The sequence below is a fragment of the Acinetobacter sp. ANC_7511 genome (assembly GCF_056779975.1).
Window position 1 is genome coordinate 85695 of record NZ_JBWYIY010000005.1, and the last position, 14018, is coordinate 99712.

The 14018-nt window shown below is 38.5% G+C and carries 10 protein-coding genes; 6 read left to right on the plus strand and 4 right to left on the minus strand.

Annotation, left to right across the window (positions count from 1 at the left end):
* Nucleotides 1-13: 13 nt before the first annotated feature.
* The gene (locus AC1M9L_RS04690; RefSeq protein ID WP_481591476.1) at nucleotides 14-313 is read left to right on the plus strand and encodes a hypothetical protein; all 300 of its coding nucleotides are present in this window, start codon (nucleotides 14-16) and stop codon (nucleotides 311-313) included.
* Nucleotides 314-426: 113 nt separating this feature from the next.
* Complete coding sequence (locus AC1M9L_RS04695) at nucleotides 427-744, plus strand: hypothetical protein (protein WP_481591477.1); 318 nt, start codon at nucleotides 427-429, stop codon at nucleotides 742-744.
* 58 nt (nucleotides 745-802) lie between these two features.
* Here the strand turns inward: AC1M9L_RS04695 and AC1M9L_RS04700 are convergent, their stop codons facing one another.
* Nucleotides 803-2998, minus strand: a complete 2196-nt coding sequence (locus AC1M9L_RS04700; protein ID WP_481591478.1) for a bifunctional SulP family inorganic anion transporter/carbonic anhydrase — start codon at nucleotides 2996-2998, stop codon at nucleotides 803-805.
* Nucleotides 2999-3196: 198 nt separating this feature from the next.
* On the minus strand, nucleotides 3197-5563 hold the full coding sequence (locus AC1M9L_RS04705) for a Tex family protein (protein ID WP_481591479.1): 2367 nt from the start codon (nucleotides 5561-5563) through the stop codon (nucleotides 3197-3199).
* A gap of 482 nt (nucleotides 5564-6045) precedes the next feature.
* Between AC1M9L_RS04705 and ompR the strand changes: the two genes are divergently transcribed.
* The 3 genes from ompR (at nucleotide 6046) to AC1M9L_RS04720 (ending at nucleotide 10104) form a co-directional block, all read left to right on the plus strand.
* Nucleotides 6046-6810, plus strand: a complete 765-nt coding sequence (gene ompR / locus AC1M9L_RS04710; protein WP_035263934.1) for an osmolarity response regulator transcription factor OmpR — start codon at nucleotides 6046-6048, stop codon at nucleotides 6808-6810.
* Nucleotides 6811-6917: 107 nt separating this feature from the next.
* Nucleotides 6918-8378 (plus strand): ATP-binding protein, encoded by a 1461-nt coding sequence (locus AC1M9L_RS04715; RefSeq protein ID WP_092767308.1) that lies wholly within the window; start codon nucleotides 6918-6920, stop codon nucleotides 8376-8378.
* A gap of 208 nt (nucleotides 8379-8586) precedes the next feature.
* Nucleotides 8587-10104 (plus strand): acetyl-CoA hydrolase/transferase family protein, encoded by a 1518-nt coding sequence (locus tag AC1M9L_RS04720; RefSeq protein WP_481591480.1) that lies wholly within the window; start codon nucleotides 8587-8589, stop codon nucleotides 10102-10104.
* A gap of 397 nt (nucleotides 10105-10501) precedes the next feature.
* Here the strand turns inward: AC1M9L_RS04720 and phoU are convergent, their stop codons facing one another.
* A complete protein-coding gene (gene phoU / locus AC1M9L_RS04725) occupies nucleotides 10502-11227 on the minus strand; it encodes a phosphate signaling complex protein PhoU (protein ID WP_035263928.1) in 726 nt (241 codons plus the stop codon).
* Between the two features lie 96 nt (nucleotides 11228-11323).
* Nucleotides 11324-12664, minus strand: coding sequence for a multidrug efflux outer membrane protein AbuO (gene abuO / locus AC1M9L_RS04730; RefSeq protein ID WP_481591481.1), 1341 nt, complete (start codon nucleotides 12662-12664; stop codon nucleotides 11324-11326).
* Nucleotides 12665-12943: 279 nt separating this feature from the next.
* On the opposite strand from abuO, the gene AC1M9L_RS04735 reads away from it, so the two are divergent.
* The gene (locus AC1M9L_RS04735; protein ID WP_481591482.1) at nucleotides 12944-13996 is read left to right on the plus strand and encodes a hypothetical protein; all 1053 of its coding nucleotides are present in this window, start codon (nucleotides 12944-12946) and stop codon (nucleotides 13994-13996) included.
* Nucleotides 13997-14018: the final 22 nt, after the last annotated feature.

Below are 14018 nucleotides of genomic sequence, written 5' to 3' on the forward strand. Positions count from 1 at the left end.
ATAGGAGTTTGTCATGGCTCAAATTTATTTTTTTAGATTATTTTTTCTAGCAGTTGCTGTTTTGATTTTTACTCAAATCATGAGCATGATTATTCAGCAACATTACTCATTCGACACCTTATTACAGCTAGGTTTATTTTTAATTTTGCTTGAGCTGGGATTCAACCTCAAACCAGCCGATGCTCAAAATAAAACTAAATTGGATCAACAGCAGATGAATCATGCCAAAGCACCAAAGTCTTATGCATATCATTTGTCAAAAATAGGGTTAGGCACGATCGCATTCAGCTTGATCTTGCCGAATCTTATTTAGTGCTAATCATGATTGAGTTCAAATCTAGGCCTAAAAAAAATTTTGAGATCATTCGTTAGGCGGCAGAGTTATGTTATAAACCTTGCATCTTATTGATTTTATGCTTTGTACTTATGCGTGGTTTAGCTTTAGTGCTGCAATGTGCAGCCATCGCATTTGCGATATTCCTCATTTATCAAGTTACTCTCGGTTTTTATACTCAAGAATTTAAAGTTTTAGACGTAGTCGCAGATGTAGGAACTATTCTCATCTGTATCGATCTTGCCGTATTCTTGTGGCATAGCCGCCAAACTAAAGCTACCAACCTACAAGACTATGCACAAAAGATCGAACAATCAGTTCCAAAATTCGTAAAAATTTCACGAAAATTAGGTCATCTCGGGATTTTACTGATCTTAACCAGCTGGATTGTTCCCATGATTAATGGATAAATTAAAAACCTCCCATTTGGGAGGTTTTTAATATCACTTACTGATGAAATGAGATCATTTAAGATAAAAAGTTGACTTGACCAGATTTCACATCATAGATTGCGCCAACAATCCCAATCTCTTTACGCTCAATCATGTCTCTTAGCGTGTCACTATTTTTAATAATATAATTAATATTATTTCGCACATTTAGCACAGTTACAGCATCAATAAAATTGGTTGTAAGTTGATAATTACTCATATCATTTTTGACTGTTTCCGCCGCCTGCATAATCGGCTTCAAAAAATGCTGAACGTTCGGTGTATCTTTTAGTTGACTCAAATCCACTTTTTGCTCAAATAAATGACAAGCAGATCCTACCGCACCACAGTCCGTATGCCCCAATACCACGATCAGTTTTGCACCTTTGGTTTTACATGCAAACTCTAAAGAGCCCACGACTTTTTGACCAGCAATATTTCCAGCAATACGCAAACTGAATAAATCACCGATTCCTACATCAAAAATGCGCTCTGTCGGTGCTCTAGAATCCATACAACCCAACACTGCAGCAATAGGATGTTGCCCTGCATTTGACGTAACTTGAATTTGGCGAGCAATATTATGGTGTAAACGCTGATGATTAATAAAACGCAAGTTCCCGTCTTTTAGCATCTGTAAAACTTGATCAGGACTGAGCTGTTTTTGGAGTTCTTGCGTACTCACATCAAGATCGAGCTCGTCCTCTTTTATTTCAGGATAATGTGCTTTAAAACCTTGTAAATTAACTTTTATCCCCTGCTTTACCGCCACTTCACTTTGAAAGTCCTTAATAATTTGATAGATATCTGGATCAATATAATAGGTATTGGATGCATCGATTAGCACATTTTCATGCGGTTTAACTTTTTCTAAAGCGGTGACGAGTGCGGCACGATTTAAAAAACTTAAATTCGGTGCTAATTCAATACGGGTAAGTGAACCATGCAAGTGTTTTTCATGGATCACACGTACACCACGGTGTAAATGACTCTGTAAGATAATCAATAAACTGATCACTAGACCAATCATGATGCCTTTCAGTAAATCAGTTGCAATGATTGCAACTACCGTGACAATAAAAGGTAAAAATTGTTTCCAACCTTGCGCATAAATCCGTTTAAATAGGCTTGGTGTTGCCAATTTAAATCCAGTCAAGATTAAGATTGCTGCCAATGAAGATAGCGGTATCGCATTGATTAATGGAGTGAGCGCCACCACTGCAACAATCAGTAAAAAACCATGAAAGATTGCAGAAAATTTGGTTTTAGCTCCACTGGTTGCATTCACTGAACTACGAACAATGACTGAGGTAATCGGCATACCACCGATCAATCCTGACATAGAGTTTCCAACACCCTGTGCAAATAATTCACGATTGGGTGGTGATGAGCGCTTTTGTGGATCCATCTTATCGGCAGCTTCTAAATTCAATAGTGTTTCAAGAGAAGCTACCACCGCTAATGTAATTGCACCCGTATAAATTAAACTATCATTCCAATACGAAAAATCTGGAAACTGGAAAATCGTTTCTGAACCAGAAAAGATATTCGGAAGATTAATCAATTGTTGAGGGTTTACTGCATATGGAGAGCCGATTTTCAACATGATAAAGTTAAGAAGTCCAGCAAATATCACCGCAATCAAGGCTGAAGGCAGCGGCAGTTTTTTTAATTTACTACTATCCCACAGTAGAGTTAACGCAATACAACTTAGACCAATTAATCCTGAGCCAATATCAATATGACTCAGTACAGATTGAATTGACCATTGATCAATCAAAGCAAATCCTTTGACGTCCAAACCAATCAATTTAGGTAATTGACTGATAATCAGTAACAGACCAATCGCGGCAAGCAATCCCAAAATCACATTGGTGGGTACGAAATTTGAGAAAACACCTAACCTAAAAATACCAAATAATATTTGTAAAATTCCAGCTAAAAACAATGTGAACAAAAAGGCTTGATAATTACCTTGTAGTAATTCAATTTGGGTCAATACAATCGCCACTAAGCCTGCAGCGGGACCAGATACACTGATATGTGAGCCACTAAAAAAACCAACAACGATTCCACCAATCACGCCAGCAATAATGCCTGAAATGAGTGGTGCACCTGATGCATGAGCTATGCCCAAACAAAGCGGAAGTGCAACAAGGAAAACAACCAGACCTGAGAGCAAATCACGACTATAAAATTGAGGTTTCAGCTCGTTATTTTGAGATATACTCATGTTTAATTTCTCTTAATTATATGACTTATAAAGTTAAAAATAATTTTGAAGTGATGAATTGATTATTAAGTTTTTCTTGTTGTTTTATACCATCTTAAAGTTTACATTTAAAATAAATCACCTTGATGTTCTTCATTTATTTAAAAACATAAGCATAAAAAAACCTCCCATATGGGAGGTTTTTTACCTGATTAAAGATTACTTCGAACCTTTAACCCCTGCTTGTAATAATAATGCACCTAAACCACCAATCTTCTGTTCTTGTGGTTTCTGCTGCTGAGGTTTTTTCGCATGTTGTGGGCGATCACCGTGTGGACGTGCTTGCTGAGGACGCTTCGCGTGTGGTTTACGCTCACCACGTTGCTCTTGCTGGCCTTGAGTTTCACGACGTGGCTGGCGCGGCGCCTTCGCAGGTACTTCAGATCCTGCAGGACGCATCGATAAATTCACACGATTACGTTCCACATCAACTTGTAACACACGCACTTGAACAATTTGCCCTGGTTTCACAAACTTATGTGGATCAGAAATAAATTCATTCGCTAGTTCTGAAATATGAACTAAACCATCTTGATGAACACCAACATCAACAAATGCACCAAAGTTCGTTACATTGGTCACTACACCTTCAAGCTCTAAGCCTTCAGTCAGTTGTGAAACCTCAGTAATGTCATCACGGAACTTCGCTGTACGGAACTCCGGACGTGGATCACGACCTGGTTTTTCAAGCTCCGCCAAAACATCTTGGATCGTTGGTAAACCAAATTTGTCATCAACAAACTCTTCAGGTTTAACCTGACGAATGATTTCAGTATTGCCAATAATATCTTTTACAGTGGTCGCTTTCGCTTCAACAATCTTGTTGACTAAACCATAAGACTCAGGATGAACTGCTGATGCATCCAATGGTTCTGAACCATCTTGAATACGTAAGAAACCTGCAGCTTGCTCAAAAGTACGCTCACCTAAGCGTGGTACTTTTTTCAAATCTTGACGATTATCAAAACGACCATTCTCTTTACGGTAGTCTACAATTTGCTGTGCTATAGATTTGTTTAATCCTGCGATGTAACCCAAAATCGCTGAAGATGCTGTATTCACATCTACACCAACTGAGTTCACACAGTCTTCCACTACAGCTTCAAGCGTTTTTGCCAAGCCTGTTTGATTCACATCGTGTTGATATTGACCTACACCAATTGATTTAGGATCAATCTTCACAAGTTCAGCCAATGGATCTTGTAAACGACGCGCAATAGATACTGCACCACGAATCGATACGTCTAAATCTGGTAATTCTTGTGAAGCCAATTCAGATGCTGAATATACTGAAGCACCTGCTTCAGATACAGACACGCGCGTTAATTTAAGATCAGCATGAGCAGCCATCATTTCCGCAACAACGGCTTCTGTTTCACGACTCGCGGTACCGTTACCAATAGCAATTAGCTCAACATTGAATTCACGGCATAAACGTGCCAATTCATTGATTGAGCCTTCTTTATCTTCTTTAGGTGCGAATGGATAAATCGTGCTGTGTGCCAGTACATCTCCAGATGCATTCACGACAGCCAATTTCACACCCGTACGGATACCAGGATCCACACCTAAAGTAGTACGTGAACCTGCTGGTGCAGATAAAAGTAAATGACGTAAATTTTCTGCAAATACTTGCATTGCTTCTGCTTCAGCAGCCAAACGCTTTTCTGTCAGAAGTGAATGCTCAATTGTAGGGCGGACTTTGCCGAGCCAGAATAATTTTGCAGTCTGCTTCAGAAAATCTTGACGGGCTTGAGGTTGAACTTGATCAAGATTGTATTCAGTTTCAATGCGCGCCAAAGGAGCATCATTTTCACCATCAACTTTTAGACCGAGTACATTCTCTTGACGTCCACGTAACATTGCCAATAAGCGATGTGATGGAACTTTGTTTAAATTTTCAGAAAAATCGAAGTAGTCACGGAATTTTTTACCAACTTCTTTTTTCTCTTCACTAGCAACTAAGCTTTTTAACACTGCTGTTTTTGCAAACATCGCTTTAAGCTCTGTCGTGAGTGCAATATTTTGTGCCCAGTCATCAATGAGAATATGCTGAACAGCGTCTAATTGACTCTCTAAATCAGGATAATCTTCATGATTAAATCCTGCTAAAGCTTCTGCAGGTTCAACATTTTCATTATAGATTTTTTCAGCGATTGGGCCTAAACCAGCCTCTTTTGCTTTAAATGATTTACTTGTACGTTTTGGACGATACGGTGCGTAAATTTCTTCTAATGCATTTTTTGTTTCAACGGCATTGACGCGAGCTAACAAATCATCCGTGAGTTTATTTTGTTCTTTCAGTGATTCAATGACCTTTTCACGGCGTTCAAATAAATCACGAAGGTAAGTTAATCGGGTATCCAGTTGACGTAACTGCGTATCGTCTAAGCCTTGAGTTACTTCTTTACGGTAACGTGCAATAAATGGAACACTAGAACCTTCATCAATCAGCTTAATGGCAGCTTCTACTTGGTTTGGACGTACGGCAAGTTCACTTGCCAACTGCTGAACTAAGTCAGTCATCGTGTTAAATTCCACAAGGATAAGGACTAAAAGTTAGTGATTATAAAGACCGAGACTATAAAATCCACAATTGTTTTGAATATTTGCAATGAAATTTTAAATAAAAGTCTCAATTTTTCTAGTTTTATCTCCCAGAGAAAAAGCTTCTAGTGAGATCTCTGATCAATTATTTGAGTGTAATGCGTCATTGTGTCATCACTTTGACAATGAACTAAAACATTTAACTCTTTATAATCACTTTATTTTTCTGATTTTGATGTAAATTTTTTGCTTTCAATACCACTTCAAATTAGCTTCATATTGAATAGCGATTTTATTTTAAATTATTTGCTTAAAAACAGGTCAATACATGTTGTGATTTGGTTTCAGAACACACTTAAAATTGTAATTTTGAGCAATTTGATACATAGTCTTAACAAGAACTTAGGCATTATACTGAGACAAATGACTATTTATAAATACAACTTTTAAGGGAGTGCATCATGAGTTTAGTTGTACCTGCTGAAAATACTGATGTAGTACACAATGACACTGACAGAGTTGAACGCATTCTGGTCGTCGACGATGATGTGCGTCTTCGTACCCTTTTACAACGGTTTTTAGAAGATAAAGGTTTTGTGGTTAAAACCGCACATGATGCCACGCAAATGGATCGGTTATTACAACGTGAACTTTTCTCGCTCATCGTTTTAGATTTTATGCTTCCTGTAGAAGATGGTTTGAGCATTTGTCGTCGTTTAAGGCAGTCTAACATTGACACGCCTATTATTATGCTCACTGCACGTGGTAGCGACTCTGATCGTATTGCAGGGCTTGAAGCAGGTGCTGATGACTATCTACCAAAACCATTCAACCCAAATGAATTGTTAGCTCGTATCCGAGCTGTACTACGTCGACAAGTGCGTGAGGTTCCTGGGGCACCAAGCCAGAATGTTGAAGTGGTTTCATTTGGTCCTTGGTCACTCGATCTATCGACTCGAACATTGACTCGTGAGGGTCAAGTGGTGACCTTAACTACTGGTGAATTCGCAGTACTCAAAGCATTGGTGCAACATCCTCGTGAACCGTTGACACGTGATAAATTAATGAATTTGGCACGTGGTCGTGAATGGGGAGCAATGGAACGCTCTATCGATGTTCAAGTCTCTCGTTTACGTCGTTTAATCGAGGAAAATCCGGCTCGTGCACGCTATATTCAAACGGTGTGGGGTGTGGGATACGTATTCGTACCAGATGGTGCAGAATAATTTTTTAAACAATGGACTCCGCCATCAATGATGTCGGGGTCTTTATTTTATGTATTAAACAATTACATGCACTTATTCTTTTTCAGCCCAAACTCTCAGGTTAGACCGTGAAACTTGATCCTATTGACCCACAAAAATTTAATGAATTTGTTGCGTATTCAGAGCGAAAACGAACGAAATGGGAACGCTTTCTTGACAAAATCAAGCCGCGCTCCGCTGCAATGCGAACAACAGTTTTGGTTGTTTTTGTGGTGTTCTTTAGTCTGTTTATGTCACTTTGGTTTTTTTGGAAAACCCTCTATTTACCAGAGATTCAACAGCATGCACGCTACCTTGCGGTTGAACTCGAAATTATCAACAACCCCGACCTTCGAATTTTTCATGGTGACACTGAACTTGATGTTGACACATGGTTAAAACAGCGTGTTGGAATTGAATACGTTACAGACCCTGCTGCGTTCCCCAACCAGCGCGATAAAGTCATTGCTGAATTCTTTACGAACCAAGTTGAAAAACGTTTGGCCAAAGAGCTCGACGTGCCTGAGGTCACCGTCTATTTCCAATTTAAACCTAGCCCACGTATTTGGATTCAAACCCCAGAAATGAACGGGAATTGGGTTCAAGAACCGTTAAAAACTTATGCAAATTATAGCCCCGAATTGATTTTGGCATGGTTTCTTGGCGTACCGCTGATTTCAGCCATGATTATCTTAACTTTAGTGAGACAGCTCAATCGCCCACTACGCCGACTGCAAAATGCAGCAAATAGCTACAGTAAAACTGGAAAAGCCCCCTACCTTGAGACGAACCACGGACCTTTGGAAATCCGCCAAGTCAACCAAGCCTTTAATCATATGATTTATACATTGGAGCTCACTGAACGTGATCGTCAAATTATGTTGGCTGGTATTTCACATGATTTAAGAACCCCGCTCACTCGAATTCGACTGAGTGCTGAAATGATGTCAGATGATGACTTCTTGAAAGAAGGCTTAATCTTTGATGTGGATGATATGGATGCCATTCTTAATCAGTTTATTTCTTACATGCGTGATGGTTCAGATGAAGACCTAAAAGAAACCAATATCAATACCCTTTTGCAAGAATTGGTTATTCAGTTTAAACCCCTGGATATTCGCTTTGAACCAGAAGAACTCCCACTGATTACTGCTCGTTCGCTTTCCCTCAAGCGCTTAATTGGTAACTTAATTAATAATTCTAAGCGTTATGGTGCTGAACCCATTGAGCTAAGTGCGAAAGTCGAGGGAGATCATCTAAAAATTTGTGTTGCTGATCACGGTGATGGAATCCCAGAAGATCAAATTGCAGACCTTATGCAACCTTTTGTACGTGGCAATGAAGCACGTACCATCCAAGGGAGTGGTCTTGGTTTAGCCATTGTAAAACGAATTGTCGATATTCATGAAGGTGAATTAAAAATTCATAATCGTCCTGAAGGAGGTCTTGAAGCTATCATTCTACTGCCCCTTTCAACACCTCAAGTTGCTGATATTTCAACCAATAGCACCTTAGATAAAATCAGGCAAACCATCACCGAACGATTTTGATGAATGGTGAATAGTTGAACGGTTGAATTGGTTTAATTATTCACCACAATGAAAATTAAAAATAAAAAACAATATCTTACAAACCATAATATATCTTTATATCCGCATTTTTTGAAAAAATTAGACCTTAGCCTAACAGGTATGCAAAATGGCTCGCTTGATCGGTACAATCGGTGCCAGATCCAGAATATCAAGAGAAGAGTAAACCATGTCTTTAGATCGCATTCGTTTAGAGTCACTTCATGAAAAAGTCATTTCAGCTGAACAAGCTTCAACGTTTATTGAAGATGGCATGACCGTAGGTATGAGTGGTTTCACGCGTGCTGGTGAAGCTAAAGCAGTTCCATTGGCATTGGTAAAACGCGCTCATACAAACCCTTTAAAGATCACTTTAATCACTGGTGCGTCTTTGGGTAATGACTTAGATAAACAGTTAACTGAAGCTGGCGTATTGGCTCGTCGTCTACCTTTCCAAGTTGATAATACTTTGCGTAAGGCGATCAATAAAGGCGAAGTAATGTTTATTGATCAGCATTTGTCAGAAACTGTTGAACAAATGCGTAATAAACAATTGAAAAAGCCTGATATTGCTGTAATCGAAGCTGTAGCAATTACTGAAGATGGTGGCATCATTCCAACGACTTCAGTAGGTAACTCAGCAAGCTTTGCAATCTTTGCAGAAAAAGTAATTGTTGAAATTAACACAAATTTAAGCCCAGCATTCGAAGGCTTGCACGATATTTATATCCCATCTTATCGTCCGACACGTCAGCCGATTCCACTCACTCAAGTCGATGAGCGTATTGGTACACATGCAATTAATATCGATCCTGCTAAAATTGTTGGCATCGTATTTAACAGCGAATTCCATGATTCTCCATCAACAGTCACTGCACCAGATGATGAGACTCAAGCAATTGCAAACCACTTAATCGAATTCTTTGAAAAAGAAGTGGCTGAAGAACGTCTTCCTAAAAATTTAGGTCCATTACAAGCAGGTATTGGTTCAATTGCGAATGCAGTATTAACGGGTCTTAAAGAATCGAATTTTGAAGATCTCATCATGTACTCAGAAGTACTTCAAGACTGTACTTTTGAATTAATTGATGCTGGTAAAATGAAATTCGCTTCTGGCTCATCAATTACACTTTCTGCACGTTATGGTGAAAAAGTATTCAATAATCTTGAGCAATACAAAGACAAACTTGTATTACGCCCTCAAGAAATTTCAAACCACCCAGAATTGGTACGCCGTTTAGGGATTATCGGGATCAATACTGCGCTTGAATTTGACATCTACGGCAATGTGAACTCTACGCACGTATGTGGTTCAAAAATGATGAATGGTATTGGTGGTTCAGGTGACTTCGCACGTAATGCGCATATCGCAATCTTCGTTACTAAATCAATCGCTAAAGGCGGTGACATTTCATCTGTAGTGCCGATGGCATCTCACGTAGATCACACAGGTCATGACGTAGACGTTCTTGTTACTGAACAAGGTCTTGCTGATTTACGTGGTCTTGCACCGCGTGAACGTGCACGTGCAATCATCGATAACTGTGTTCACCCATTGTATAAAGATGCATTAAACGACTATTTCGATCGTGCATGTGCTAAAGGTGGACAAACTCCTCACCTACTTACAGAAGCGCTCTCTTGGCATTCTAATTTCGAAGAAACAGGTCATATGTTATCTGCACCTGGTGAAGCAAAATCTGCATAAGTATGACTTAAAAAAGCCCTGAATATCAGGGCTTTTTTTATTTCGAAAGATTCTAAAATACTTTTAGATCATCATAATAGTTGACATAAACTAATGAAATAGGCAGGATTGGATAGGACACTAAAGTGTGATAAGGTTTACATTTTACAAATATTAAATTACACAAAATCACACTTTTGCAGCTGAACTTTACACATAATTTGAATATTATTATTTCATAGCAAGATTATGAGTGAACAAATAATAATAACAGCGTACTGTTTCATCAGTTTTCCTTCCTAGATTTCCCCCAAAATCTAGGAATTTTTTTGTATATATGTTTTACAGAACTCAAGTTTAGTGTCCGCATAAAAAAACCTCGATATTCGAGGTTTTTGTGTATTATATGAATTCTATTTTAATGATTACCTTGAACTTTTTCTTCAATCTCTTCCACACTGGTGTGTCGTACGTCATAGCCTTTAGCCATATAAATCACTTGTTCAGAAATATTTCGCGCATGGTCACCAATACGCTCCAAAGAACGCAGCACCCACATGACATTCAGAACACGAGAAATATGACGAGGATCCTCAATCATGTAGGTCATTAATGTACGTGTAGCAGATTGATATTCACGATCGATATCTGCGTCAGCCAACAATACTTTAAGTGCTTGCTCTGCATCAACACGTGCAAATGCATCCAATGCATCATGAATCATTACTCGCACTTGATTACCGATATGACGTGTTTCCATATAACCACGAGGTGATTCACCTTCTTCACATAGATTTTGGGCTATACGTGCAATTTTAGCTGCTTCATCACCAATACGTTCTAAATCGGTATTGGCCTTGCTCATTGCAATCACCATACGCAGATCACTTGCAGCAGGATGGCGACGCACTAAAATCAAAGTCAAACCTTCATCAATTTCACGCTCATAGCGATTTACCGTATTATCCTGAAATTGGACATCTACAGCTAAATTCACATTTGTATCTAAAAGAGCATGAATGGCATTAGCAACTTGTTGCTCAACCAAACCACCCATCGCCATAAATTTGGTATGGACATCTTGCAAATCTTCGTTAAATTGAGAAGAAATATGGTGGCTAAGTACAGGATTATTAGAGCTCAAAGTCTTATTACTCCACACAGCGTGAATGGATTGAAATTTTTGCCATATTAAAGCATATCAATTGTGAATATTTGATGACAAAACAATCAATTTATTCTATTTTTCAACTAACCATGCATTCATTTGACGAAGCTCATTTTCATTCAATTGACCCACAGAAGCCTTCAACCTCAACACATTCAACACATAATCATATTGAGCATTCACAAAATCTAATCGCGTTGCAAAAGCATTTCTTTGCGCAAGCAACACATCAACCATACTTTTAAGCCCTTCATCATACTGAGCTTGGGATGCTTTCGCGACTAATGCTGAAGAATCCATGGCAGCTTTGCGCGCTTGCAATGTAGCACTATCCATATCAATTTGTAGGTAAGATTTTTTAGCATCTGTGGTTGCTTTACGTATCGCAGCTTCTAATTGGCGTTCCGACTTTTTAACATTTTTTGTCGCTTTATCAATATTAATTTTAGTTCGCCCACCGGTATAGGCATTCCAGTTCATTTCTACACCCACCTGATCGAACTGTCCATCACTCGATATAGCTGTTTGTGGTGACTGTTCACTATATCCATAAGTGGCTACGGCTTCGACTTGAGGATAAAGCGCCGCTTGCTCTACACGTCGCTGATCATTGGCATATTGACGTTGCAAACGCGCTTGTAGAATTTCAAGATTCTGTTCTTGAGCTAATTTAGTCCATTCACTCATGATATTCGGTACAGGCTTTTGATACTCGAAATCATCACTTAAAACAGCGAGCTTTTCTTGGTAAGGTCCAATCAACTGAGCAAGTTGCTCTTGTGCCAAGATTAATTGAACACCTGTCGCAATTCGATTTGCTCGCGCATTTTGATATTGTGCATTCGCTTCGCTCACATCGCTTTCAGCAACTAAACCTTCTTTGAGTTTGGCATTCATCATATTGAGCTGCTCGAATAATGCTTTTTCTTCTTGAGCGTTAGTGAGCGTTAAAGACTGTTGACGTAGTACATTAAAATAAGCTTCAGAGACATTTAATATATGTTGTTGCTGTTGCTGTTTTAAAGTGACTTCACTCAGTTGAACTGAGGTTTTTACCTGTTTATATCCCTGCCAAGCATCCATTCTGAAAATGGGTTGTCGTGCAGTAATCGCAATTTGACGAGTGGTCGATGTCGATGCCAACAGGTCAGAACTATTAAAAAAAGGATTCGATTCTGTACTTGAACGATTTACATCTTGGTTTTTACGCGTCACATTTCCTGAAACGGTTACTGTCGGCAGCAAATTACCTTTTGCTAAACCTATATTTAACTGGTCAGCCTCATACTGCAACACGTTGGCTTGCCAATTTGGATCGGTTTGCTTTGCTCGCTCATAGGCTTCAACGAGGTTCAATGCAAAGCTCATCGGGCTAAGTGCAATTAAACTGACTGCAAGTAGAGTTTTTTTCATGATAATGACTTCACAGCACCTTAAGCATTTGAATAACAAGTAATTAGAATAGGATGTTGCAAATATAATCTTTAATCGAGCTTTTTACGTATCAATTTTATTATTTTTTCATTTAATCCGGAGAATTATTTTGAATTATGCACATTGATGTATGTTTTTCATACATTATTTTAACGCTTGATTGCGAAGCAACTACAATAAATTTCACTGTACGGTTTTAAAATAAGTGAAAATCTATTTGCGCCTCATTTCACACTTTAACTGTATTTTGATATCTCAATGAAGTCATTTTTGCACACGTTTAAGCCTATTCGTCAATTATTGACTCTTATGGTCGTAAGTCTTGGCTTAACTGCGTGTCAAAAACCGATTTCCGAAGAAATACCTACTGAATCTCCAAACCCAACCCAAAACCAGAACACCACACCTGATCTCAACCTTATTTGTCAAAAACTCAAAAAAGAAATGCTCGGGATAACTGCTCAACGGACTACATTCGCCATTGAGCAAATCAATCAAGATATTCGACTTTGTCTTCCCTTAATGCCCTTTCAGGAACAGAAAGAATTGATCGGTTTGGCAGACATCATGTATAGAAATTTCTTAAGTATAGATCGATCAGCTGATCAGCAAAAAGCTTTTGATTTATATGCTCATGACCAGTCGCAATTTCCGACGATTCAACAATCACAAATTGAAAAATTACATCCACGAGATCAATATTTACTTCGGCATAAAGGTCAAGCGTATATTGATCTCGTCGATATTAACCACCAAGCAACCTATCAAAGAAACCCATATTATTTAGCACGAGTATTTGCCCCCTATTTCCCTGAGGCAGAACAAGCATTTATGCAAGAACTTGCTGAACAAAATCAGCAAGCACAATTTGAAGATCCTCATTTTCATCTTGAAGCAAAAGAGATTTCTAGACGTGCCCAGTATTGGGAAAATTATCTAAAAAAATATCCTCAAAGCAGTTTCCGTTTAGATGCAGAGTACCTTTATCATTTTTATTCAAATCTATTATTTAAAGGTCTCAACCATGATCCTGTTTCTCATGATTTTGAAGGACGTGTTGAAATTGCACCCGATGCTTTAGCTGAAATCGAACAACTCGCAAATATGAAAAATAGTCGTTTAGCAGATCAAGCGAGACTTTTCTTAAAATTTATCGAACTGGATTCACAACAAAAAAGTAAATTAACTTCAAATCAGACTGATCAAAATCCGCAAGTTCTTATACAGCTAAGTCACTATTTAAACTTAAAAACTGTTGATCTTGAAAATCGTCGTAATTGCTTTAAAGACGCAATTTGTTATGCATCATAGTCTGATGACTTTAATCGGACTT

Bases quoted from the DNA above. Each gene is read 5' to 3' on its own strand.
- AC1M9L_RS04690 (WP_481591476.1), top strand. From the start codon at position 14: ATGGCTCAAATTTATTTTTTTAGATTATTTTTTCTAGCAGTTGCTGTT.
- AC1M9L_RS04720 (WP_481591480.1), top strand. From the start codon at position 8,587: ATGTCTTTAGATCGCATTCGTTTAGAGTCACTTCATGAAAAAGTCATT.
- AC1M9L_RS04695 (WP_481591477.1), top strand. From the start codon at position 427: ATGCGTGGTTTAGCTTTAGTGCTGCAATGTGCAGCCATCGCATTTGCG.
- AC1M9L_RS04705 (WP_481591479.1), bottom strand. From the start codon at position 5,563: ATGACTGACTTAGTTCAGCAGTTGGCAAGTGAACTTGCCGTACGTCCA.
- AC1M9L_RS04700 (WP_481591478.1), bottom strand. From the start codon at position 2,998: ATGAGTATATCTCAAAATAACGAGCTGAAACCTCAATTTTATAGTCGT.
- abuO (WP_481591481.1), bottom strand. From the start codon at position 12,664: ATGAAAAAAACTCTACTTGCAGTCAGTTTAATTGCACTTAGCCCGATG.
- ompR (WP_035263934.1), top strand. From the start codon at position 6,046: ATGAGTTTAGTTGTACCTGCTGAAAATACTGATGTAGTACACAATGAC.
- AC1M9L_RS04735 (WP_481591482.1), top strand. From the start codon at position 12,944: ATGAAGTCATTTTTGCACACGTTTAAGCCTATTCGTCAATTATTGACT.